We start from the raw sequence: 22,413 nt of genomic DNA, 5'->3' as shown, positions 1-22,413 counted from the left end.
ATCAATATGAAAAACCCGTACTCTGATAGGAACTGTCGATCAATGCCCGGCATGGACAGTGCCGTAGCCACGGCCTAGATGTGGCGCATGAGCGGGACGAACTGGGATCACGAACTGGACGCGCGCGGGCTGCTGTGCCCGCTGCCGGTGCTCAAGGCGCGCAAGCGTCTTCAGGCGCTGGCGCCGGGCGCGGTGCTGCGCATGCTGGCCGACGATCCCGCAGCCGTCATCGACGTTCCGCATTTCTGCGCCGAGGCCGGTCACACGCTCGTCGACACCGCCGAAGAAGACAACGCGCAGGTCTACCTGATCCGCAAGGCCTAGGTCAGGCCGAAGCTGGCATAGGGGATGTAGCGAACCGGGGCGCCCGGTTCGACCTGCATCGCGCCGTCGGGCAGTTCGACCAACCCCGTTGCCCAGCTCAGCCCGCTGATGCGCCCCGATCCTTCCGAAGCGAAGACCTCGGCCGCGCCGTCGTCCGTCAGCCTTGCGCGCAGGTATTCGCGGCGCCCGGGCTTCTTGTTCTTCGAGAACGCCGCCGGCACGGTGAAACCCTGCGGCTCATGCCAGCCCGCGCCCGCCATCAGCGAGAACGCCGGCCGCGCGAAGATCAGCGCGCAGACCAGCGCCGCGACCGGATTGCCGGGCAGGCCGAAGACCGGCGTGCCGTTCCACAGCGCCAGCGCCAGCGGTCGGCCCGGCTTCAGTGCGATCCGCCAGCTGGACAGCATGCCGCGCGACCGCAGCAGGGCCGAGACGTGGTCCTCGTCTCCGGCCGAGGCGCCGCCCGAGGTCAGGATCACGTCCGCCGCCCGCGCGCCTTCGTCCATGCGGGCCGCGATTATGTCCGGATCGTCGGGCGCATGGCCGAGGTCGACCGCCTCGTAGCCCCATGCTTCGGCCAGCGACAGCAGCATCGGGCGGTTCGCGTCGAAAATTTGGTGCGGCTCTGCCACCCGGTCCGGCGTGGCGACGATCTCGTCCCCCGTCGACAGCACGCCTATGCGCAACCGTCTGCGCACCGTGACCGTACCGATGCCCAGCGCCGACAGCAGCGCCAGGTCCGGCGCGCGCAGCCGGTGGCCGGCGGGCAGAGCGGGCGCGCCTTCGACCACGTCCTCGCCGGCCTTGCGAGTGTTGGCGCCGCGCTTCAGCGGGCCCCGGAAGGCAACGTGGCGGGCGTCGGCGGCGGTGTCCTCCTCAAGGACGACGGTGTCGACGCCGTCGGGTAGGATGGCGCCGGTCAGTATGCGGATCGCGGCGCCTTCAGGGACCTTGCCGTCGAAGGGCTGTCCCGCGGCGGCGCGGCCGCCCAGCAGCGGCAGACGCTGCGGACCGTCTCCGATTGCGGCGTGGGCGAAGCCATAGCCGTCGACCGCCGAGTTCGGCCGCGGCGGGTTCGACCGCCGCGCCACGGTCTCCTCGGCCAGGACACGACCGGCCGCATCTGCGGTCGCGACCCGCTGCGTAGCGGCCACGACGTGCAATCCGTCGCGCAGCCGGGCCAGCGCGTCGTCCACCGGCACCCAGTCGACACCACGCGGCATGGCGAAGCAGTCGTTGCGCAGGGGAGGCGGGGCGGGCCCTTCGATTGCACGCATCGCGGCATCGGTCAGCGTGGCTTCGTGCCCCAGCCCCAGGATCCAGCCCTCGACCGGATCGCCCTCGCGCGTCATCGCATCGAGGGTTTCGCCCGGCAGGGCGTGCAGCGCGCCCGCCAGAACCCGCACCTGCGCGCGATCCTTGATCTCGTCCGGCTCGGCCAGCGCGGCGATCGTGTCCGCGATCAGCGAGGGGAACACCTCAACCAGCGTGATCGGCGCGTCGCGGTCCTCGAAGGGGCGGACGGCCAGCTGGTCGCCGTAGCGCTGACGCAGCGCCTGCAGCCGGGGGACGCCCAGCAAGGCCTGCGATCCAACCGAGCCGACTCCTGTCAGCTTCCACGTTGGCTGAGCGCCCTTCGCACGTTCGCAGCCGCGTTTCTCGGCGAAGGGATTCAAATACCCGGCCTTGTTCGCGGGAAGGTCGGGCAGGCCCAGCGTCGTGGGTCGTCCCCAGTACGGGCCGTTTCCGGAGAACCGACGGTTGATATCGGCGGCCACGGCAAAGCGGTTGTTGGCGTTGTCGGGCGCATCCTGAATCCGATCAGCCAGCGCGGACCACAGCGCCAGCGGGTCGTCTGTGCCGGCGATTGCCTGCGCGAAACCGCGCGGATAGGCGAAGGGAAAGTCGAAGCCGGCGAGCACACGCTGGCCCTTGGACAGCGCCTCGTCGAAGATGGATTCCAGCGTTGCCATCGCCGACATGCGCGTGCGCCGATAGTGGCAGGTGACGCCGTCGCGGCCTGCCGCGCCGATCCAGATCGAATCCGCACTGTCCCGCGCGGGCGACGGGGTCGAGCGCGCGGACCAGTCGACGACGACGCAGAGGTCGAAGCGACTCATGCACCGACCTCGCGCAGGATGAAATCGGCGATTGCCTTCGTGTCGTTCAGGTCCAAGACAGGCAGAGGGGTCTCGACCGGCCCGTCGGCCGCGATGGCGCGGATCGTGTCGTTCCGGCCGGCCAGCGGTTGTTTGCCGTTGGCGCCGCGCCAGGCCTCGACCTTGGGATGCGGCGCGCGCTTGTACCCCTCGACCAGCACCAGGTCGACGGGGTCGAGCCGGGGCAACAGGTCGGCCAGCGATGGCTCGGGCGCATCGCGCAACTCGGTCATCAGCGCCCAGCGGCGGGGCGAGGCCAGCACGACCTGCGACGCCCCCGCCTGCCGGTGACGGTGACTGTCGCGGCCGGGCTGGTCGACGTCAGTGTCGTGGTGCGCGTGCTTGACGGTCGTCACGGTCAGGCCGCGCCCCGTGATCTCGGTCACGAGGCGCTCCATCAGCGTCGTCTTGCCGGCGTTCTTCCAGCCGGTCACCCCGTAGAGCTTCATGCGGTCTCTGCCAGGGCCTCGGCCCGCTCCAGGTCCTCGGGCGTGTTGACGTTGAAGAACGGGTCGAAGGGCTCGGCCTCGAACAGCGCCTCGGTGCCGCCGTGGCGGTCGGTCCAGAGCACCACCTTGCGCAACCCGTCGTTCAATGCCGTGCGCAGATCGTCGCGCAGGGCCACGGGCCACAGGCCGAAGGTCGGATGGCGATTGACCTTGCCGCCGGATTTCAGCGCCGCCCCGTCGCGCGGCGTCGCGGCCAACGCCAGCGGGTAAGGCCCCGTCGCCGCCGCCTGCAGGCGCGTGACGAGGTCGGTGGGAAAGAACGGCGTGTCGGCGGCGGCGGTGACGATGCTTTCGGCTCCCTGCTCTGCCGCCCAGTCCAGACCGGCCAGCACGCCAGCCAGCGGACCTGGAAAGCCGGGCATTGTGTCGGGCAGGACCGGCAGGCCGTATTCGGCGAAACGCGCTGGATCGCCGTTGGCGTTCAGCGCCAGCCCGTCCACCTGCGGCCCAAGCCGATCGATCGCCCGCGAAAGCAGTGTCTGCCCGCCCACGCGCAGCAGCCCCTTGTCGCCACCGCCCATGCGGGTGGCAAGGCCGCCAGCCAGGATCACGCCCAGCGGTCTGGTCACGATGCGGCCTTGCGGCGGGTCTTGCGGTCCTCGTCGGGCACGCTGGCAGGATCGGCGTCGCGCACCAGCCGTTCCTCGCCCGACAGGCAGACGAAGCGGCGCCCGCGCATCCGGCCGATGCAGGTCAACCCGACCTCGCGCGCGATTTCGACCCCCCAGGCGGTGAACCCCGAGCGCGAGGCCAGCACCGGAATGCCCATCAGCGCGCACTTGATCACCATCTCGGACGTCAGCCGGCCGGTGGTGTAGAGGATCTTGTCATCGGCAGGCACGCCGTTGCGGAACATCCAGCCGGCGATCTTGTCGACGGCGTTGTGGCGGCCGACGTCCTCCATGTAGACCAGCGGCCGGTCGCCCTGGCACAGCACCGTGCCGTGGATCGCCCCAGCCTCGAGGTACAGTGACGGGGTGGTATTGATCTCCTGCGCCAGCGCATACAGCCAGCTTGTCCGGATCTCGGCCCGTGGCAGGGTCAGGCCCTCGAGCCCCTCCATCATGTCGCCGAAGACCGTGCCGACCGCGCAGCCCGAGGTGCGCGTCTTCTTCTGCATCTTGTCCTCGTAGGAGGTCTCGCGCTCGGTCCGCACCACGACCGTCTCGATCTCGTCGTCGTAGTCGACGCGCGTCACCACGTCGTCGTCGCGCAGCATGCCCTGGTTGCGCAGGAAACCGACCGCCAGGTATTCAGGATAATCTCCGATGGTCATGGCGGTCACGATCTCCTGTCGGTTGAGGTAGATCGTCAGCGGACGCTCCTCGACGACGCTGATGTCGACGGACGCGCCGGTCTGGTCGGTTCCGGTGACGCGGCGTGTCAGGCGCGGGTCGTCCGGGTTCGGCAGGATGGGGGTGTCGGGCACGGCCTGCGCGCTCCTGTGAGGGGTGGTGTTACCGGGCTTGAAAGGCATAGTGTATGGGTGCGGAACCGGTTGCAAGGGATGAGCGATGCTGGGCTACGTGGTGTCCGAAGGCCGCGGCGAAGGTGATCGCCTGATCCACGCGGTGGCGATGCAACTGCGCGCGGCGGGCCTGCCGCTGGCGGGCGCCGTGCAGACCAATGAGGATCGAGATCCGACGCGCAAATGCGACATGGACCTGCACATCCTGTCGGGCAACGACACGGTGCGCATCAGCCAGGACCTGGGGCGCCTGTCGCGCGGCTGCCGGCTTGATCCTGCCGGGCTGGAGCGTGCGGTGGGAATCGTTGCCGCGGCGCTGGCGAACCGGCCAGCTCTGCTGATCGTGAACAAGTTCGGCAAGCAGGAAATCGACGGCCGCGGCTTCCGCCCCCTGATCGGCGAGGCGCTGGCCGAGGGCATCCCGGTTCTGACCGCGGTCAACCAAGGTAACGTCGACGCCTTCCTGGAATTCGCTGCCGACATGGCCGAACAACTGCCACCGGATGCCGACGCGATCATGGTCTGGTGCCGGGCGCACCGCCAGGCGGCATGAACCGGCGTCTCGGCGCCGCTTCTAGTCGCCCCAGGTCGCCATTCGCCGATCGACCGTCTTGCGCGACACGCCCAGGCGCCGCGCGGCCTCGGCCCGGTTACCGTTGCACATGTCGAGCACGTGCAGGATGTGGCGCTGCACGACCAGTTCCAGATCCTCGATCGCACGCGCGCCGGTGACCTGACCGCTGCCGGCGAACTCGGGCGGAAACTCCCCGAGGATGACCGACCGTTCGACCAGGTTCTTCAACTCGCGCACGTTGCCGGGCCAGCCGTAGCGGCGCAGCTTCAGCAGCGTCTCTTCGTCCAGGTCCAGCGCCGGCAGGCCCAGCGAAACCGACGATTGCGTCATGAACAGCGCGGCCAACTCGACGATATCCTCGGACCGATCGGCCAGCGGGGGCATGTCGATGCGCACCACGTTGATGCGGTGATAGAGGTCTGCGCGGAAGCGGCCTTCGGCGATGGCGGCGTCCAGATCGGCGTTGGTGGCAAAGCAGAAACGCAGGTCGAAGGGCATCTCTCGCTCGGCGCCGACGGGTCGCACGCGACGGTCCTCTAGCACGCGCAGAAGTGCGGCCTGCAATTGATCCGGCATCTGCGCCACCTCGTCGAGGAAAAGCGTGCCCCCATCGGCCAGAGGGATAAGCCCCGGCTTCAGGCGGCCACCCTCCTCGATCACGCCGAACAGGTCGGCCGCGATCCGTTCGGGCGTCAGCGCGGCGCAGTTTACCGCGACGAAGGGCCCTTCGGCGCGGGGGGACAGTGCATGCAGGTGGCGCGCGGCCAATTCCTTTCCGGTGCCGGTGGCACCGGTGAACAGGACCGGCGTCGTCAGTGGCGCCAGCCGGGCCAGCATGGCGCGCAGCTCGGCCATCGGCCGCGACTTGCCCAGCAGCGGCCCGTGGGCGTCGCCCGCGTTCAGCGCGTGCCGCAGCAGCGTGTTGTCGCGTCGGAGGAATTTACGGTCGAGGGTGCGCGCCACGGCACCCAGGATCTGGTTCGCGCGGAACGGTTTCAGAACGAAGTCGCTGACACCGGCGCGAAGCGCGGCGATGGCGGTTTCCAGGTCGGCATAGGCAGTGATCAGGATGGTGTCGGCGAAGAAGCCCTTGCGGCGCTGTTCGGTGACCCAGTCCAGCCCGGTCGTCCTGGGCATGATGTTGTCCAGGATCACCAGATCGAAATGCGATTCGTCCAGGCGCTTCGTCGCCTCGGCGGCGCTGGCGGCCTGCTCGACCCGCTTCACCCGCGGGCCGAGGATCTTGGTCAGGAAGTTCCGCATCCCCGGTTCGTCGTCGATCACCAGGATCGAGGCGCCTGCCAGGGTGCTGCCGTATTCATCTGTCGCGTTCATGGAGACCGTCTACACCAGCCGCGCGGCCGGCAGAAGACAGCGCGCTTCGCGACCGGTCAGTCCAGCCTCACGCTGCCGGGGCTCGAATAGACCTCTGCCGACGAGAATCCGATCTGGTTCAGCGTGTACCACGCGCCGACCGCGATCAGCGCACTGGCGGCGAAACCCGTCATCATTGCTTTCATGTGCGGCTCACTCCTCTGTGGTGGCCTGTTTCAGGAAGGCGATCAGGTCGGCGCGGTCGTCGCGTCCGCCGATCACCTGCATGGGCATCTTCGACCCGGGAATGTAATGGTCCGGCCCCTGGTCGAACAGCGCGTCGATCGTCTCGTCCGACCAGACGATCCCCGAACCGTCGAGCGTTGCGGAATAGGTGTAGCCGGGCACGGTGCCGGCGGGCCGGCCGAACACGCCGTGCAGCGTCGGGCCGGCCTTGCGCGAAGGGCCGGGTTCCAGCGCGTGGCAGATTGAGCATTTGCGCATGAACTGCCGTTCGCCGTTGGGCATGGTCTCGGGGTCGCGCAGGAAGGCGCGCTCTTGGCCCATCGTGCTGTCAAACGTATCCAGCATCGCCACCGGCCAGGCATAGACCACGTCGTCCAGCCCCCCCGCATGGAGCACCGCACCGTCGGCCGAGAACGCCAGCGCCCAGACCGGCCCTTCGCGCGTGGCGCGGAAGTCGTTTGCGATTGCCCACTCGGCGGTGTCGAGCATCATTATGAAGCCGTGGCCGTCGCCCACCGCAAGCCGGTCTGTGCCGGCGTGATGATCCATCGCCAGGATCGGCCGGCGGTCCAGCGTGAAATCCGCGATCGGTTTCCCGGTCGCGGCATCGACGATGCGCGTGCCGCCGTCGACCGCGCCGTAGGCGATCCAGCCTTCGCCGATGACCAGTTCGTTCACGCCAAATCCATGACGGACCATTGGGTAGGGCGTGCCACCCTGCGTCAGGTCGTAGCGCAGCAGATCGCCTGCCGAGGTGCCGGCGAACAGGTACCGGCCGTCCGGCGAAAAGCCGACGGTGTTTACGCCTGCCCCGGGTCGTTCCAGCGTTCGCGGATCGCCGGCGCCCGAAACGGTCCACACGATGATCGACCCGTCCCAGCTGCCGCTGGCCAGCGTCTGCCCGTCCGGAGAGACGGCCAGAGCCGCGACCTTTCCCTGGTGGCGGCCAAGCACCCGCGGCGTGTCGCCCCAGGCGCGCACGGCAAAATCGTCGCCGCCGGAATACAACGTGCCGTCCGGCCCCCAGACGACCGTGGTCACGGCCGCCTCGTGGCCTTCCAGCCAAGCGGGGTCGCGCCCGGTCCACAGGCCCACGGAATTGTCGAAACTGGCCGAGGCGACGCGCCCTTCGGAAGACACGTCCAGTCCCATGATCGGGCCGCCGTGGCCCTTGAGTGTGGTAAAGTCCTGCGCGGCGAGGGGGGCCGCCGCGCAGACGACCATGATCGCAGAAAGCAACGCCTTCCGCATGACGGACCTATTCGGCTGCCGTGGCGGGACGGACCGGCGCCGCGGGCTCGGTCGAGCCCTCCTTGGCGCGGATTTCGTCCAGCCAGAGCGAGTGGTGCTGATGCGCCCAGGCCTCGTCGACCTGGCCCGAGCCCATGGCGTCGAAGGCGCCCTCCATCCCGATCGAGCCGATGTAGATGTGCGCGACGATGATCGCCATCAGGACAAAGCCGACGATCGCATGCCACGTCTGGGCCAGCTGCATTTCCTCTTGCGGTGCCAGTTCGTTGGGAAGCACCCCGATGCCCAGTAGCTGCGGAAGCCCGGTGTCGTTGAGGATGGCGAAGGTCTTGGCGAACAGCGGCAGTTCGTAGGGGAACAGCAGCGACAGGCCCGACATCGAGATCGAGGCGCCCAGCAGTATCACCGACCAGAAGATGATCTTCTGGCCCGCGTTGAACTTCTTCGCGGGCGGATGCTCTTTCCCGATGATGCCGCCGGCCATGCGGAACCACGTGATGTCCGTGCGGTTCGGGATGTTGTGCCAGACCCACAGGAAGAACACGAACACCAGCGCCAGCATGAAAGGCCAAGCCAGGTTGTTGTGCACGAACTTCGCGCCCGTCAGCAGCACCGCGTTGACTTCGCGCCCGAAGACCGGGGCGATGAGGGTGCGGCCGAACAGCACGACAAGGCCGGACAGTCCCAGCACGATGAAGCTGCCGGCAAGCATCCAGTGCGAGAACCTCTCGAACGCCCTGAAGCGGGTGACGGTGCGGCCGGTCTTGGGCTCTTCGACGCGGACGCGGCCGCGGAAGGCGAAGAACAGCGCCAGCAGGCCGATCACGCCCAGCAATCCCCAGCCGCCCCAAGTGGCCAGCGGCCCTTGGCGGAACTCGTACCAGCTCATCCCGCCATCCTGCATCAGGACGCGCGCGACGTCGCCGCCTGCGCTGACCTCGACCGTGTCGTAGCCGTAGCGCAGCGCGCGCCAGATCTCGGAATCCGATTCACCGCCCAGCGTGCCCAGCTGCGCGGCCATGCCGGCGGCGGTGTCGTCGCCGATCTGGCTTTGACGGAAGGCTGGGTCTATGGGCCGTCCCTCCTGCCGAGCAAGAATATCTTGAAGGGTCTGTGCGCCGCCTGTCGCCTCGCGCGCCTCGGCCAGTGCCTCGGGGGTCGGCCCCAAGGGGGGCGGCGCGGGGCGGAAGACCACCGCCAGCACGCCAAGCACAAGAAGCAACCCGACGAACCATGCGAACCCGGTCGATTTCTTCATCATCTCTTTCCCCTCAAACCCTGTCCGGTGGATGGCTGCCGCCACGCGGCCCGGTCCGCTGCGGCGGAGGCCAGGGCCGAAAAGCCCGCCGGCCTCGCCGGGCGGTGCAATGCGGATGGGCCCGCACAGACGGGCCCACCGGATGGATGATCGGCGGGCCGGCGCGAACCGGCCCGCGCGGACGGATCAGCCGCCCTTCTGCTCGTAGGCGGTGCCCCAGCCCCACGCGCCCGAGCCGAAGCCGCGGGCGACGACGCGTTCGCGGTAGATCGCCGACACCACGTCGCCGTCACCCGCAAGCAGCGCCTTGGTCGAGCACATCTCGGCGCAGATCGGCAGCTTGCCCTCGGCGATCCGGTTGCGGCCGTACTTGGAGAACTCGGCGTTCGAGTGAGTCTCTTCGGGGCCACCGGCGCAGAAGGTGCACTTGTCCATCTTGCCACGGGACCCGAAGTTGCCCGCCTGCGGGTATTGCGGCGCGCCGAAGGGGCACGCGTAGAAGCAATAGCCGCAGCCGATGCACAGGTCCTTGGAGTGCAGGACGACGCCGTCTTCGGACTGGTAGAAGCAATCCACCGGGCAAACGGCCATGCAGGGCGCGTCCGAACAGTGCATGCAGGCGACCGAGATCGATCGTTCGCCGGGCGTGCCGTCCTGAATGGTCACGACGCGGCGGCGGTTGATCCCCCACGGCACCTCGTGTTCGTTCTTGCACGCGGTGACGCAGGCATTGCACTCGATGCAGCGCTCGGCGTCACACAGGAACTTAGCTCTTGCCATAGTTCTTTTCTCCTTACGCTGGCATGATCTTGCAGAGAGTCGCTTTCGTCTCCTGCATCTGGGTCACGCTGTCGTAGCCATAGGTTTGGGCGGTGTTGGTGGATTCACCCAAGACATATGGATCCGCCCCTTCGGGGTACTTGCTCCGCAGGTCCTCGCCCTGGAAATGGCCGCCGAAGTGGAAAGGCATGAAGGCCACGCCTTCGCCCACCCGTTCGGTCACCATCGCCATCACCTTGACCTTGCCGCCTTCGGGGCCTTCGACCCAGACCTGAGCACCGTCACGGACGCCGAGATTGTTGGCGTCGCGGGTGTTGATCTCGACGAACATGTCCTGCTGCAGCTCGGCCAGCCACGGGTTCGACCGCGTCTCGTCGCCGCCGCCCTCGTATTCGACCAGACGGCCCGAGGTGAGGATGATCGGATAGTCCTTGCTGAAATCCTGCTTCTGGATCGATGCGTACATCGTCGGCAGGCGATAGAACTTCCGGTCCTCGTAGGTCGGGTAGTCGGCCACGAGATCGCGGCGGTTGGTGTAGAGCGGCTCGCGGTGCAACGGCACCGGGTCCGGGAAGGTCCACACCACGGCGCGGGCCTTGGCATTGCCGTAGGGGGCGCAGCCGTGCTTGATCGCGACCCGTTGGATGCCGCCCGACAGGTCGGTCTTCCAGTTGACGGCCGAGGATTTCGCGTCGAAATCCGACGGGAAGGGCGACATGGATTGCTCGCCGACTTCCTCGTTCAGGGCCTGGTCGGGTCCACCATCGACGGTGCTATTGCCGTCTCCAGCTAGCATCGCACTCATCTGCACGCCGGCCACTTGGCCGATAATCTGCTTCTCCTCGTCCGTGAGATCGTTGTGCCAGCCCAGATCCACCAGCATCTGGTAGGTGAACTCGGGGTAGCCGTCCTGAAGTTCGGCGCCGGGGTTGGACACCCCTTCGGCCAGCAGGTTGTCGCCGTTGCGCTCCACGCCGTAGCGGGCGCGGAAGGGCAGACCACCGTCGGCCACCGGCTTAGAGATGTCGTACAGGTTCGGCGAACCCGGATGGTTCATCTCCGCCGTTCCCCAGCACGGCCACGGCAGACCGTAATAGTCGCCGTCGGCAGGACCGCCGTTGGCACGCAGCGTCGTCCGGTCGAACGTGTGCTGGTTGGCCATGTGCAGCTTCAACCGCTCGGGCGACTGGCCGGTATAGCCAACCGTCCACATGCCGCGGTTGATCTCGCGCAGGGTGTCCTCGATGTTCGGCGTGATGCCGTCATCTTCCAGAGCGATGTTGCGGAACAGCCGGTCGTGGAAGCCGAACTTCTGCGCGAACAGGCCGATGATCGTGTGATCGGGCTTGGACTCGAAGAGTGGATCGACGACCTTTTCGCGCCACTGGATCGACCGGTTCGATGCGGTGACCGAGCCTGTGGTCTCGAACTGGGTCGTGGCCGGCAGCAGGTAGACGCCGTCGGTGCGGTCGTGCAGCACCGCCGAGACCGTGGGGAACGGGTCGACGACGACGAGCATGTCGAGCAGCTCCATCGCCTTCTTCATCTCGACCATGCGGGTCTGAGAGTTCGGCGCGTGGCCCCAGAGCACCATGGCCCGGACGTTGTTGGGCTGGTCGATGTTCTCGGCGTCTTCCAGAACGCCGTCGATCCAGCGCGACACCGGTATGCCGGTCTCGTACATCAGGTCCTTGGTCTTGCCGTCGGCGCCTTCGACCTTCGCGAATTGGCCATTCAGCCAATCCCAGTCCTCGTTCCAGACCCGGGCCCAGTGCTCCCACGAACCTTTGGCAAGGCCGTAATAGCCGGCAAGCGTGTGCGAAAGCACGCCGAGGTCGGTGGCACCCTGCACGTTGTCGTGGCCGCGGAAGATGTTCGTGCCGCCGCCCGAGACGCCCATGTTGCCCAGCGCAAGCTGCAGGATGCAGTACGCGCGGGTGTTGTTGTTGCCGTTGGTGTGCTGCGTGCCGCCCATGCACCAGATCACGGTGCCGGGACGGTTGTTGGCCATCGTCATCGCCACGCGTCGCAACTGGCTGCCCGGCGTGCCGGTGACGCGCTCGACTTCCTCGGGCGTCCACTTGGCGACTTCTTCGCGGATCTGGTCCATGCCCCAGACGCGGGTGCGGATGAACTCCTTGTCCTCCCACCCGTTTTCGAAGATGTGCCACAGGATGCCCCAGATCAGCGCCACGTCCGAGCCGGGACGGAAGCGAACGTATTCGTCCGCATGCGCCGCAGTGCGCGTGAACCGCGGGTCGCAGACGATCAGCGGGGCGTTGTTCTCCTCCTTGGCCTTCAGCACGTGCAGCAGCGAGACGGGGTGCGCCTCGGCCGGGTTGCCGCCGATGATGAAGATCGCTTTCGAATTGTGGATGTCGTTGTACGAGTTCGTCATGGCGCCGTAGCCCCATGTGTTCGCAACGCCGGCCACGGTGGTCGAGTGGCAGATCCGGGCCTGGTGATCCACGTTGTTCGTGCCCCAGTAGCGCGCGAACTTCTGGAACAGGTAGGATTGCTCGTTGTTATGCTTGGCGCTGCCCAGCCAGTAGACCGAATCCGGGCCGCTTTCCTCGCGGATCGACAGCATCTTGTCGCCGATCTCGTTGATCGCCTGCTCCCAGCTGATGCGCTTCCACTCGCCGCCTTCCTTCTTCATCGGATACTTGAGGCGGCGCTCGCCATGCGCGTGCTCGCGCACCGATGCGCCCTTGGCGCAGTGGGCGCCCAGGTTGAAGGGGCTGTCCCAGCCGGGCTCCTGCCCGACCCAGACGCCGTCCGAAACCTCGGCGACGACCGTGCAGCCCACCGAGCAGTGGGTGCAGACGGATTTACGCAGTTCGACCGCGCCGGTGGCGGCGGTCTGGGCCGTGGCTTGCGTCACGGTTCCCCCGGTGGCGGCGATGGCGGCAAGGCCGCCGATGGCCAGACCGGACCCGCGCAGGAAGGCGCGGCGGTCGACCGAGGCGTTCGCGGCCTCGGCAAGGATACTTGTCCGCTGGGGGCGTCGCGCAACCCCGTTGGTCTTTTTCCTGAGCATGGTTTCTCTCTCCCATTCACGCACCCACCGCGGGCACGCGTGGCTGTGATCAGGCGGAACGGTCGGGCCTCACGCTACCAGTTGTTCCACCGCTGATCCGTCCGGTCAGAACCGGGCGGAGGCGTAGTAGGCGCGCGTGTGCGCGGTGTCCTGCATCTTCTCCAGAGTCAGGTCGGGCTCGGCCGCCTCGGCCTCGGTCCCGCCGGTGGCGATCGCGACGGCTGCGATCGGCGCCGTGGTCCCGGCCAGTTTCAGGAAAGTCCGGCGCGAAGCCTCTTTTTCCCCTGCCATGTCAAGGTCCTCCCTTGGTGGCGTTCCGGCGGTGTCACCCGCCGCTCGTAAGGCCGGTTGCCCGGCCGCTGATGCGCGGTTGCCCGCGCGGTGTGCCCGGGAGCCCTGCGGCCCCGGGCGGAAAACCCTAGTCCGTGCTCATCCGGAACGCCTCGGTCTCGATCTCCATGAAGCTGCGCCCGATGGTGCCCACGGGCGCGTAGAAGACCGAGTTCTTGGCCCCCTCGAGATCCGAGAAGAAGTGCGACGCCCACGGCGCGATATGCTTGTTGAAAAACGTCTTCTGGCTGGCCAGCGAGGCCGGCACGCCGAAGCGGCCGACGATCATCGCGCCCATCATCTCCATCAGCGAGGCGATGTTGTCCTCGGGTTCGAACACGGTGTCCGACCGGGCCAGCCCCCGTGCCGTCATGTCCTGCCGCAGCAGGGCCAGAGGCTTCTCGTTCAGGAACCCGGTCAGGTAGTACGAAGCGTATGGCAGCAATTCGCCCCGGCCCAGCCCGATGAACAGACGATTGTATTCGCTTTCCACCGATTTCGGCTTGGTGACCTTGGCCATCTTCGCAAGCGTGGCGATGGCGCGGCCCAGCTCGGACTCGTCGCCCTGCAGCGACGCGGTCTGCGCCAGCAGCATCTCGTCGGGCGGCGCCGACAGGATCACGCCCAGGAAATTGTAGAGATCCGCGCGCTGGCGGTCCTCGTCGGCGACGGCGATCGTTTCGGCTGCGGTCATGGTGTCCTTTTCCGTCATGTGTCGAACGTGAAGCGCATGCGCCGCGCGGTCCGCGCAGGCGCCTCGTCCCCGTCCTCCTCGTCGTCGTAGACGTGCCGGTAGGCAGGCGTCTCCTCCTCGGGTCCGGCCACGGGGGCATCGACGTCGGCGGTCTCGTAATCGTCGGCGACCTCGGCCGTTGCGTCCTCGGGGGTGTCTGCGGCGGGCTCGTCCTCGTCCTGCACGAGGGTCTTCAGCATGCCGCGGCCGACCTGGTAGGCGGTCTGCAGGTTCTCGACCACGGTAGCAGCGTCGGTGTAGTCGCCGCCGTAATCGACAAGCCCGTCGATATTGGCCAGCACCGGGTTCAACCGCCACAGCCGCCGCAGCGCGCGCGTCTTCAGCCGCTGCGGAACCGCCTCGCGCAGCAGCGCCTGGACCTGGTCGGTGCGCTCCATCACGTCCGGGTCGGGCAGGCCCAGCTCCGCCAGGATCTCCTCGTCCGGGCGCTCGGCCAGCCTGACCTCTTCGGCCGCGGCCTCCTCGGCACGCTTCGCCTCGACCTCGGCGCGGTCCTCGGCCTCGACGGCAGCGCGGCGGCGTGCCCAGAAGCTGCCGGGTGCGTCATGGCGGGGGTCACGGGTCATTGCAGGCGCCTCCGCTTGAGCGCGGGCGACGCGTAGACGTCTGCGGGTTTGCCCACGCGCGGGTCTCCGATGCCGTCCTGTACCAGGTCGACTCGCTTGCGATCGCGGCGCCGCTTCACGAAGACCTCATCCTGATGGAACTCTTCGACGAAGTCGCGCACCCAGGCGATCAGACCGTGGGGCATCGGCACCTTCTCGACGATTTCCTCGCCGCTGTCGGTGTAATCCTGCGCCTCATAGGGCGAGGCGGTCACCAGCGCGACGTCCAGCGGGCATTCGTCCTCTGTGGATTCACGCATCACGACGTACAGGCTGGGCACGTGGGCGGAGATACCATGCAGATACGCCTCGGAATCGGCGCCGTGCAGTTCCAGCGTCAGGGTCGCAGCGTGGTATTCGACCGTCTCGCCCTCGCGGCGCATGACCTTCCAGTCGGCGGGACCGGCTCCGGGCAGTACCGCCGTCGCCGTCCAGACCCACGGCACCCAACGCGTGACGCCGGGCGCGCGCCGCAGCACGATCCCGACCGGCATGGTTCGGTAAGCGTTCGGATTGTGGATCACAAAAGACCTCCCTGTCGCATGGAACCGTGGCGCATCCTTGCGCGTTTGGGGAAGGGGGCATTTTGTGCACCACTGCATTCCGAGCCGGATCGGGACATTTTGGGCAGTCCTGCAGGGCTGCTTGGAGTCAGACGGACGATTTGTCCAACCCGACAATTTCTCTAGGAAAGCCGCATTGGCGGATCGGAGCGAATCACCCCCCGGCGCAGTACCGTACCCGCCGACTTCAGGCACGAAATCGTGCCGACAAACCGGTTGTCGGGGGTGGCGAATCGTGTGTAGGTGATCGACGCGCAGGCCTTGGGGATTCCTTAGATCGATGGCCTGCCAGGGGAGCGGATTCATGGTCAAGTCATTGATAACGTGCGACTGTCTGGGCAGCCAGACGGTCGATGCAGATGCGCTGTCCAGGGCTGCGGGGCTACACGTGCGCACCCCTTGCACCGCCCTGTGCACCCGCCAGATCGACCTTGCTGCGGCGGCCTTGACCGAGGGTGACGCAGTTTTCTGCTGCACCCAGGAGGCACGCACTTTCGACGCACTGGCCGAGGAGCTGGGGGTCGACCCGGCGCCGGTACTGGACCTGCGTGACCGGGCCGGTTGGACCGAGGATACCCGGTCCAATGTGCCCAAAATGTCCGCCCTGATCGCTGAATCACTGCTACCGCCTGCGGCGGAAAAATCGCTGGACGTGGTGTCCGAGGGGTTGTGCCTTGTCATCGGTCGGGCCGAGGTGGCGCTGCCTGCGGCCGAGCAGCTGTCCGACCACCTGTCTGTCACGGTGCTGCTGGCCGAGGGCGACGAGATTCCCGATACTCGGGCCTATGACGTGATCACCGGCCGCCTCCGCCGGGCGACGGGCGCGCTGGGCCAGTTCGAGGTGGCGATCGACGCACTGCGCCAGATCGAACCCGGCGGCCGCGGCGGTTTCGCGCTGACCGAGCCGAAGGACGGCGGCGTGTCGCAATGCGACGTGATCGTGGACCTGCGCGGCGACGTGCCCCTGTTTCCTGCCCACGACAAGCGCGAAGGCTATCTGCGCGCGGATCCGGCGCATCCGCCGGCCGTCGCGGCGGCGATCCTCGCGGCGTCGCACCTTGTCGGCACCTTCGAAAAGCCGCTCTATGTCCGGACCGAGCCGCTTCTTTGCGCCCATTCCCGCGCGGAGCAAACGGGCTGCACACGGTGCCTTGACCTGTGCCCGACCGGGGCGATCGTGCCGAACGGCGAACACGTCACCGTCGACCCGATGATCTGCGCCGGCTGCGGCGCGTGCTCGGCGGTGTGCCCGTCGGGCGCGATCAGCTACGATGCGCCGCCGGTCGACCTGGTTTTCCGCCGGGTGCAGACGCTGGCCAAGGCGTACCTGGACGCGGGCGGCGCAGCGCCCCGCCTGCTGGTTCACGACAGCCACGGCATGGAAATGATCGGCCTGTCGGCGCGTCACGGACGCGGTCTGCCGGTCGACGTGATCCCGCTGGAGATGACGGCAATCGGCGCCTTCGGCCACGCCGAGGCGGTCGCGGCGCTGGCCGCCGGTTTCGCCAGCGTCACGCTGCTGCCCGGCCCGAAAGCCGATTTGGCGGCGCTGAATGCGCAGGTCGCCCTGGCGCAGGCCATCGCCGGAGAGCCGCGCGTGCGCGTGCTGGACACGCCCGATCCCGACGCCATGAGCGATGCGCTGTACGACGAGGCCGCGCCAGCGCCGGTCGTCACCCCCGTGCGCCCCATGGGCACGCGGCGGCAGATCACCCGGCAGGCGGCTCGCGCGCTGCACCCGGATGCCGAGCAGCTGCCACTGCCCGCGGGCGCGCCCTATGGCGCCGTGCTGGTGGACAAGGACGCCTGCACGCTGTGCCTGTCCTGCGTGTCGCTGTGCCCGTCGGGTGCGCTGGGTGACAATCCCGACCTGCCGCAGCTGCGCTTCCAGGAGGATGCCTGCCTGCAGTGCGGCCTGTGCGCCAACATCTGTCCCGAGGACGCGATCACGCTCGAACCCCGCCTGGACCTGACCGAGGGCGCGCTGCGCCAGGAGGTCATCAACGAGGAAGAGCCCTTTGCCTGCGTGGAATGCGGCACCCTGTTCGGCGTCAAATCCACGATCGATCGCATCACCGAGAAGCTGCAGAGCCACTCCATGTTCCAGGGCGGCGACAAGCTGCGGATGATCCAGATGTGCGACGATTGCCGGGTCAACGCCCAGTTCCATTCGCACGACAACCCATTCGCCGGCCGCGAGCGGCCGCGTCCCCGCACCACCGACGACTACCTGTCGAAGCGGCGCGATCATTGATGGGCCAGCGGCGCCCCCAGATCGGCGGCCTGCATGCCGGCCACGTAGGCCAGCACGGCCTCGACCTCGTCCAGCGTCAGGGCGATGGGAACGATCGGGCTGGGCCGACTTTCGTCGAAGGGTGGCGTGACCTCGTGGATGATGGTGAAGGCCGGGTGCGGGTTGAGCGCGTAGAACGCGGTAAAGCGCTGCTCCCAGTCGGGCAGGGCCCGCAGGACCGCGAAGCTGGGCGTCGATCCGATTCCGGCACCCCGCGTGTCCTCGTCCACCGCGTGGCAGCGCGTGCACTGGCTGAGCGAAACCTGATGCCCCAGCGCCGCGTCACCGTCGAAGGCGATGGCGGCGACCTCGCGCGTCTCGGGGGTGGCTTCGGTAAAGACGGGCTTGCCGTCCGGCTGGTAGGCGAGCACAGCCTTGCGGCCAATGTCGCCAGCCAGCCAGTCTGCAAATCGTTCGGTCGCGGCGTGGCCGTCGGACAGCACCCGCATGCGCCACACGCGCTCGCCCTCAAACAGCGGGCGGCCCTCGTCGCCCACGACGATGTCGGCGGCGTCCGGCGCGTCGGCCAGGGTGACGCGGATCTGGGTCTTGAGCGAGAAGCGCGGCAGGATGTAATCCATCACACCGGTGCCCACCAAAGCGTCGGGCGCGTAAAGCCGGACGGTGCGGTCGTCCTGCGCGGCGGCAAGCCGCGGCAGGACCGCCAGCGCCAGGGCGAGGATCGCGATGAGACGGGCCATGCGATCAGGTTAGGCGGCGCGCACACAGCGCGTCAATCGTGACGAACGGAACAGGGAGACGACGATGAGCGACGATTTCAACATGTCGATGCGAAAGTTCCTCAAGCAGGTCGGCGTGACCTCGCAGCAGGCCATCGAAGAGGCGATGCGCGAACACGACACCTCCGGCAAGAGTTATGCCGTCAAGGCCGTGGTCACGATCCCCGAACTGGGCGTGACGCACGAGATCGACGGCACCATCAAGGGCCAGGAGTGATCCGGTGAGCGCAAGCAGGGACACGGTTCTCGAGACACTCAAGAAGATCGCCGACCCATCCGGCTCTGGCGACATCGTGGGCGCCGGGGTGGTGCGGGCACTGAACGTTGACGAAACCGGCTCCGTCCGGTTCGTGATGGAGATCGCGCCGCAGCGCGCGTCGGCCTACGAAGCGATCAAGGCGCAGGCAGAGACCGCGCTGAAGGCGCTGCCGGGCGTGTCGGCGGTGTCGATCGTGATGACCGGCCATACGGAAAAGGCTCCGCCCGAGCTGCGCCCGCGCAAGGCGGCCGAGCCCACCGGGCCGCAGAAGATCCCCGGAATCGACCGCATCATCGCCATCGCCAGCGGCAAGGGCGGCGTGGGCAAGTCCACGGTTTCGGCGAACCTGGCCTGCGCCCTGGCGGCGCAGGGACGGCGCGTGGGCCTGCTCGACGCCGACGTCTACGGCCCCAGCCAACCGCGGATGCTGGGCGTGTCGGGCCGGCCGGCCTCGCCCGATGGCAAGACGATCCTGCCGATGCGCAACCACGGCGTCACGATGATGTCGATCGGCCTGATGACGAACGAGGACCAGGCGGTGGTCTGGCGCGGCCCGATGCTGATGGGCGCGCTGCAGCAGATGATGAACCAGGTCCAGTGGGGCGCGCTCGACGTGCTGCTGGTCGACCTGCCGCCGGGCACCGGCGATGTGCAGATGACGCTGGCGCAGAAGGCGCAGGTCGACGGCGCGATCATCGTCAGCACGCCGCAGGACGTGGCGTTGCTGGACGCGCGCAAGGGCATCGACATGTTCAACCAGCTCAAGGTGCCGATCATCGGCATGATCGAGAACATGAGCACGCATATCTGCTCGAATTGCGGCCACGAGGAACACGTCTTCGGCCACGGCGGCGTTGCCGCCGAGGCGGCCAAGCTGGGCGTGCCGCTGCTGGCCGAGGTGCCGCTGCACCTGCAGATCCGTCTGGCGTCGGACGGCGGCGCACCGATCGCCGTCAGCCAGCCCGACAGCCCGCAGGCCAAGGCGTTCCACGACATCGCCGCGGCGCTGGTCGCCAGGGGCGTGGCGTGAGGGGCTGCCATGTCCGAGCTTGACGCCATACCCGACGTGCTGACTTTCCCGCCCGCGATGACGGGCGAAGCGGTGACGGAAGACCCGCTTGAAATAGCGGTGATGCGCGCGATCCAGGGCTGTGACGCGGGACTGATCTGCTACCGCGTCGCAGCCGACCGCGTTGGAGCCGCGCTTGTCTTCGCGCCCGAAGTTCCCTTGGCAGATGCGATGGCGATGCTGCCGCTGTGCGGTGTGGGGCTTCAGAACGCGCTGGGGGCGCTCGCTCCGCCCGAGGTCGCCGTTCACCTGGAATGGACCGGCGGCGTCCGCGTCAACGGCGCGTCCTGCGGCGGGTTCCACGTGGTGGTGTCTGATGCCGATCCCGACGAAGTGCCGCTGTGGCTGGTCATCGGCTTCGAGATGCCGCTGCTGGACTTGGCCGATGGCGGGCTGACGCCCGACCGGACGGCGCTTTACGCCGAGGGTTGCGCCGACGTCGACCTGGGCCAGCTGGTCGAATCCTGGGCGCGGCACAGCCTGAACTGGATCTCCCGCTGGGACACGGAAGGCACCAAGCCGCTGCACGCCGAGTGGCGCGGACTGGCCCACGGCATCGGCGAAGAGATCACCATACAGGGCCGCACCGGCACCTTCCTTGGCGTCGACGAGCGGTTCGGCATGCTGCTGCGCGACGACGAGCGCACGCACCTGATCCCGCTGACCGTTGTTCTGGAGGACACGCCATGAAACTGGCCCGCGCCATTCACTTCGACGAATCCGACCAGCACGTCTTTGCCAGCCCGGCGCGGACCGGCGAATGGTGCATCTCGGGCGGGTTCGAATTCTCCGACTGGACGGAGGGCGACCTCACAGGCAAGCCGCGGCAGGCCTTCGCCAACGGCTGGATGGGATTGGAAACCGGCGGGCGCGTGACCTTCGTCGCGGTGACGCAGATCGAGCCATCAGAAGTCGAGACGCTGACCTCGCTGCTGGCGCAACACTTCGTGACCTATTATGGCGCACCCTCGGTCGAGGCGGCGAAACCCGTCGCGCGCGAAGAAATCGCCCAGATGGCCGAGTTGTGCGAGGATCACGCGCCCAACACGCTGCTGACCGTCGCGCGCGAGCTGACCGATTCCGGCGTGCGCGAAAGCTACCGGGTGATCGAGGCGCAGGAGGCTGGACTCGAGCAGTTCGCGATCCACGGATCGGTCGACGACTGACCGCCGGCAACTTGCGTTGTCCGCCCGATTGGGCGAGGACGGAGGCCGACGGATCGGACACCGGACGAGGGTGCAGCGCGGCATGATCAGACAGTTTCTTCCGGTCACGGCGCTCTTGCTCGGCTCCGCCCTTCTGCTGTTCGCTGGCGGGCTGAACGGCCTCATCCTGCCGGTCCGCGGCTCGGCCGAGGGGTTCAGCGCCTATTCTCTTGGCCTGCTGGGGACCGGCTGGGCCGTCGGGTACGTGCTGGGTTGCGTCTTCGCGCCGCGCCTGGTGGGGGCGGTGGGCCACATCCGGACCTTCGGCGTCATGTGCGCCTTTGCCGCCGTGGCCGTGCTGCTGCAAGCGCTGGTGGTCGAGATGTGGGCCTGGATCCCCACGCGCGCGATCGCCGGGTTCTGCTTCGCCGGCGCGGCGATGATCGTCGAAAGCTGGCTGAACGACCGCGCGCAGCCATCCACCCGCGGTGCGATTTTCGGAGTCTACACGATGGTGAATCTGGCTGCCATCACCGCCGGCCAGATGGCGATTTCGCTTGGGGACGCGTCGGGTTTCGTTTTCTTTGCCATTGCGGCGATCGTCTATGCGCTGGCGTTGGTGCCCACGGCGCTGTCGACCCAGGCGACACCGGCACCGCTGACATCGGTCCAACTTAATTTGGCTGCGCTGTGGCGAAACTCACCGGTGGCGGTGGTGGCAGTCTTTCTGGTGGGCGTATCGAACGCCTCGTTCGGCGCGCTGGCGGCAGTCTACGCCGACCGCATCGGGCTGAACCTGACCGCCATCGCGCTGTTCGCAAGCATTCCCGTTCTGGCCGGTGCGGTCGCGCAGATTCCCGTCGGGCTTGCGAGCGACCGAATGGACCGCCGCATCGTGTTGATCGCCGTTGCAGTGACCGCACTGGCGGCGGACCTTGCCTTTGTCCTGCTGGCGCCCGAAAGCCGAGTGATGAACCTGGCGCTGGTCGGACTGTTCGGCGCAGCCATCTTCTCGATGTATCCGATCATCGTCGCGCACGCGAACGACCACGCTCCGCCGGGCACGTCGATCCAGGTTTCCGGCGGACTGCTGATGGTGTTCGGGTTGGGCTCGATCGTGGGGCCACTGGCGGCCGGCTTCCTGATGACCGACTATTTCGGGCCGCGGGGCCTGTTCGTGACCACCGTTATCTCGCACGTGGTGGTGATCGGTTTCGGGCTGTACCGGATCTACCGCAGCCCTGCGGTCGCAGCGTCGGACAAGGGCAGCTTCCGCGCCTTCGGCACCACACGCGCCGCGACACCGGAAACGGCGGCCTTGGCCGAGGGCGAGGACGAGGCCGAAGCGCTTGGAGAGGCGCAGGCGCAGAAAGATGCGGCTGGCGCCTGACCGCGTGGATCGCCGCCCAGTTTCCTGCGCCGAGAGTAGACAATCCGCGCATGCGCTGCATGATGCCGGCAACCAGGAGCGATCATGACGACACCACCGCGCCGGAACCACGATCCAGCCTTCAAGGCGAAGGTGGCGCTGGGGGCCCTCAAGGGAGAGCAGACGCTGGCTGAGCTGGCAGAGCGGTTCGGCGTGGATCCCGACGAGATCGCGCTGTGGCGCAGCCAGATAGAGGAATATCCCGATGTCTTCGGGGCCGCTCCGGCGGGCGAGGCGGAGCCAGCGACCGACACGCCACGTGCGAAGACGGACGAGCCGTCTGGCAACAGCGGCGAGCGCGTG

23 protein-coding genes and 1 pseudogene are annotated in these 22,413 nt (G+C 67.8%); 9 read left to right on the top strand and 15 right to left on the bottom strand.

Annotated elements, in window-relative coordinates; translation table 11 throughout:
- Positions 1 to 87: 87 nt before the first annotated feature.
- Positions 88 to 324: a sulfurtransferase TusA family protein gene (locus BLW27_RS00575; RefSeq protein ID WP_089878662.1), complete on the top strand. Its 237-nt coding sequence runs from the start codon at positions 88 to 90 to the stop codon at positions 322 to 324.
- Here BLW27_RS00575 and BLW27_RS00570 read toward each other — a convergent pair.
- From BLW27_RS00570 to BLW27_RS00555, 4 genes are read right to left on the bottom strand one after another with little or no spacing between them, the layout of a single operon-like run.
- A complete protein-coding gene (locus BLW27_RS00570; RefSeq protein ID WP_089877661.1) occupies positions 321 to 2,444 on the bottom strand; it encodes a molybdopterin-binding protein in 2,124 nt (707 codons plus the stop codon). The genes BLW27_RS00575 and BLW27_RS00570 overlap by 4 nt on opposite strands.
- Positions 2,441 to 2,932 carry a molybdopterin-guanine dinucleotide biosynthesis protein B gene (gene mobB / locus BLW27_RS00565; protein WP_089877658.1) on the bottom strand — a complete coding sequence of 164 codons (492 nt, stop codon included), beginning with the start codon at positions 2,930 to 2,932 and terminating at the stop codon, positions 2,441 to 2,443. Before mobB ends, BLW27_RS00570 begins: the two co-directional genes overlap by 4 nt.
- Complete coding sequence (gene mobA / locus BLW27_RS00560) at positions 2,929 to 3,561, bottom strand: molybdenum cofactor guanylyltransferase MobA (protein ID WP_089877656.1); 633 nt, start codon at positions 3,559 to 3,561, stop codon at positions 2,929 to 2,931. The genes mobB and mobA overlap by 4 nt, the downstream gene beginning before the upstream one ends.
- Positions 3,558 to 4,421: a formate dehydrogenase accessory sulfurtransferase FdhD gene (locus BLW27_RS00555; protein ID WP_245710725.1), complete on the bottom strand. Its 864-nt coding sequence runs from the start codon at positions 4,419 to 4,421 to the stop codon at positions 3,558 to 3,560. Before BLW27_RS00555 ends, mobA begins: the two co-directional genes overlap by 4 nt.
- A gap of 85 nt (positions 4,422 to 4,506) precedes the next feature.
- Here BLW27_RS00555 and BLW27_RS00550 point away from each other — a divergent pair, with 85 nt between their 5' ends.
- Positions 4,507 to 5,013: a DUF2478 domain-containing protein gene (locus BLW27_RS00550; RefSeq protein ID WP_089877650.1), complete on the top strand. Its 507-nt coding sequence runs from the start codon at positions 4,507 to 4,509 to the stop codon at positions 5,011 to 5,013.
- 21 nt (positions 5,014 to 5,034) lie between these two features.
- Here BLW27_RS00550 and BLW27_RS00545 read toward each other — a convergent pair whose 3' ends face one another.
- From BLW27_RS00545 to BLW27_RS00505, 10 genes are all read right to left on the bottom strand, one after another.
- Positions 5,035 to 6,369, bottom strand: coding sequence for a sigma-54-dependent transcriptional regulator (locus BLW27_RS00545; RefSeq protein WP_089877646.1), 1,335 nt, complete (start codon positions 6,367 to 6,369; stop codon positions 5,035 to 5,037).
- Positions 6,370 to 6,425: 56 nt separating this feature from the next.
- On the bottom strand, positions 6,426 to 6,554 hold the full coding sequence (locus BLW27_RS21875) for a hypothetical protein (RefSeq protein WP_281242688.1): 129 nt from the start codon (positions 6,552 to 6,554) through the stop codon (positions 6,426 to 6,428).
- A 7-nt stretch (positions 6,555 to 6,561) separates the two neighbouring features.
- Entirely contained in the window at positions 6,562 to 7,845 is a 1,284-nt protein-coding gene (locus BLW27_RS00540; protein WP_089877643.1) for a c-type cytochrome, read from the bottom strand.
- Positions 7,846 to 7,852: 7 nt separating this feature from the next.
- Positions 7,853 to 9,106, bottom strand: a complete 1,254-nt coding sequence (locus BLW27_RS00535) for a formate dehydrogenase subunit gamma (protein ID WP_245710724.1) — start codon at positions 9,104 to 9,106, stop codon at positions 7,853 to 7,855.
- Positions 9,107 to 9,289: 183 nt separating this feature from the next.
- The gene (gene fdh3B / locus BLW27_RS00530; protein ID WP_089877640.1) at positions 9,290 to 9,883 is read right to left on the bottom strand and encodes a formate dehydrogenase FDH3 subunit beta; all 594 of its coding nucleotides are present in this window, start codon (positions 9,881 to 9,883) and stop codon (positions 9,290 to 9,292) included.
- A 13-nt stretch (positions 9,884 to 9,896) separates the two neighbouring features.
- Positions 9,897 to 12,923, bottom strand: coding sequence for a formate dehydrogenase subunit alpha (locus tag BLW27_RS00525; RefSeq protein ID WP_089877636.1), 3,027 nt, complete (start codon positions 12,921 to 12,923; stop codon positions 9,897 to 9,899).
- Positions 12,924 to 13,028: 105 nt separating this feature from the next.
- Complete coding sequence (locus tag BLW27_RS00520; protein ID WP_089877633.1) at positions 13,029 to 13,214, bottom strand: twin-arginine translocation pathway signal protein; 186 nt, start codon at positions 13,212 to 13,214, stop codon at positions 13,029 to 13,031.
- Positions 13,215 to 13,341: 127 nt separating this feature from the next.
- Positions 13,342 to 13,947, bottom strand: a complete 606-nt coding sequence (locus BLW27_RS00515; RefSeq protein WP_089877629.1) for a TorD/DmsD family molecular chaperone — start codon at positions 13,945 to 13,947, stop codon at positions 13,342 to 13,344.
- Positions 13,948 to 13,961: 14 nt separating this feature from the next.
- The gene (locus tag BLW27_RS00510; RefSeq protein WP_089877625.1) at positions 13,962 to 14,573 is read right to left on the bottom strand and encodes a DUF3306 domain-containing protein; all 612 of its coding nucleotides are present in this window, start codon (positions 14,571 to 14,573) and stop codon (positions 13,962 to 13,964) included.
- Positions 14,570 to 15,106, bottom strand: coding sequence for a DUF3305 domain-containing protein (locus BLW27_RS00505; RefSeq protein ID WP_089877621.1), 537 nt, complete (start codon positions 15,104 to 15,106; stop codon positions 14,570 to 14,572). Before BLW27_RS00505 ends, BLW27_RS00510 begins: the two co-directional genes overlap by 4 nt.
- A 373-nt stretch (positions 15,107 to 15,479) precedes the next feature.
- Here BLW27_RS00505 and BLW27_RS00500 point away from each other — a divergent pair, with 373 nt between their 5' ends.
- Positions 15,480 to 17,429: a 4Fe-4S binding protein gene (locus BLW27_RS00500; protein WP_089877618.1), complete on the top strand. Its 1,950-nt coding sequence runs from the start codon at positions 15,480 to 15,482 to the stop codon at positions 17,427 to 17,429.
- Here BLW27_RS00500 and BLW27_RS00495 read toward each other — a convergent pair.
- Entirely contained in the window at positions 17,423 to 18,169 is a 747-nt protein-coding gene (locus BLW27_RS00495; protein ID WP_089877615.1) for a hypothetical protein, read from the bottom strand. The genes BLW27_RS00500 and BLW27_RS00495 overlap by 7 nt on opposite strands.
- Positions 18,170 to 18,233: 64 nt before the next feature.
- Between BLW27_RS00495 and BLW27_RS00490 the strand changes: the two genes are divergently transcribed.
- The 6 genes and pseudogenes from BLW27_RS00490 to BLW27_RS21595 all read left to right on the top strand — a co-directional run.
- Entirely contained in the window at positions 18,234 to 18,425 is a 192-nt protein-coding gene (locus BLW27_RS00490) for a DUF6494 family protein (RefSeq protein WP_089877611.1), read from the top strand.
- Between the two features lie 4 nt (positions 18,426 to 18,429).
- Positions 18,430 to 19,497, top strand: a complete 1,068-nt coding sequence (locus tag BLW27_RS00485) for an Mrp/NBP35 family ATP-binding protein (RefSeq protein WP_089877608.1) — start codon at positions 18,430 to 18,432, stop codon at positions 19,495 to 19,497.
- Positions 19,498 to 19,506: 9 nt separating this feature from the next.
- Positions 19,507 to 20,226, top strand: a complete 720-nt coding sequence (locus BLW27_RS00480) for a biotin/lipoate--protein ligase family protein (protein WP_089877605.1) — start codon at positions 19,507 to 19,509, stop codon at positions 20,224 to 20,226.
- A complete protein-coding gene (locus tag BLW27_RS00475; RefSeq protein WP_089877602.1) occupies positions 20,223 to 20,702 on the top strand; it encodes a DUF6505 family protein in 480 nt (159 codons plus the stop codon). Before BLW27_RS00480 ends, BLW27_RS00475 begins: the two co-directional genes overlap by 4 nt.
- A gap of 82 nt (positions 20,703 to 20,784) precedes the next feature.
- Positions 20,785 to 22,071, top strand: coding sequence for an MFS transporter (locus BLW27_RS00470; RefSeq protein ID WP_177177786.1), 1,287 nt, complete (start codon positions 20,785 to 20,787; stop codon positions 22,069 to 22,071).
- Positions 22,072 to 22,155: 84 nt separating this feature from the next.
- Positions 22,156 to 22,338: pseudogene (locus tag BLW27_RS21595) on the top strand (transposase); the annotation flags it as partial.
- Positions 22,339 to 22,413: the final 75 nt, after the last annotated feature.

This window comes from Citreimonas salinaria (assembly GCF_900107235.1).
Classification (GTDB): domain Bacteria; phylum Pseudomonadota; class Alphaproteobacteria; order Rhodobacterales; family Rhodobacteraceae; genus Citreimonas; species Citreimonas salinaria.
Note: the sequence above shows the minus strand (reverse complement) of the source record. Positions and strands in the feature narration are given on the sequence as shown.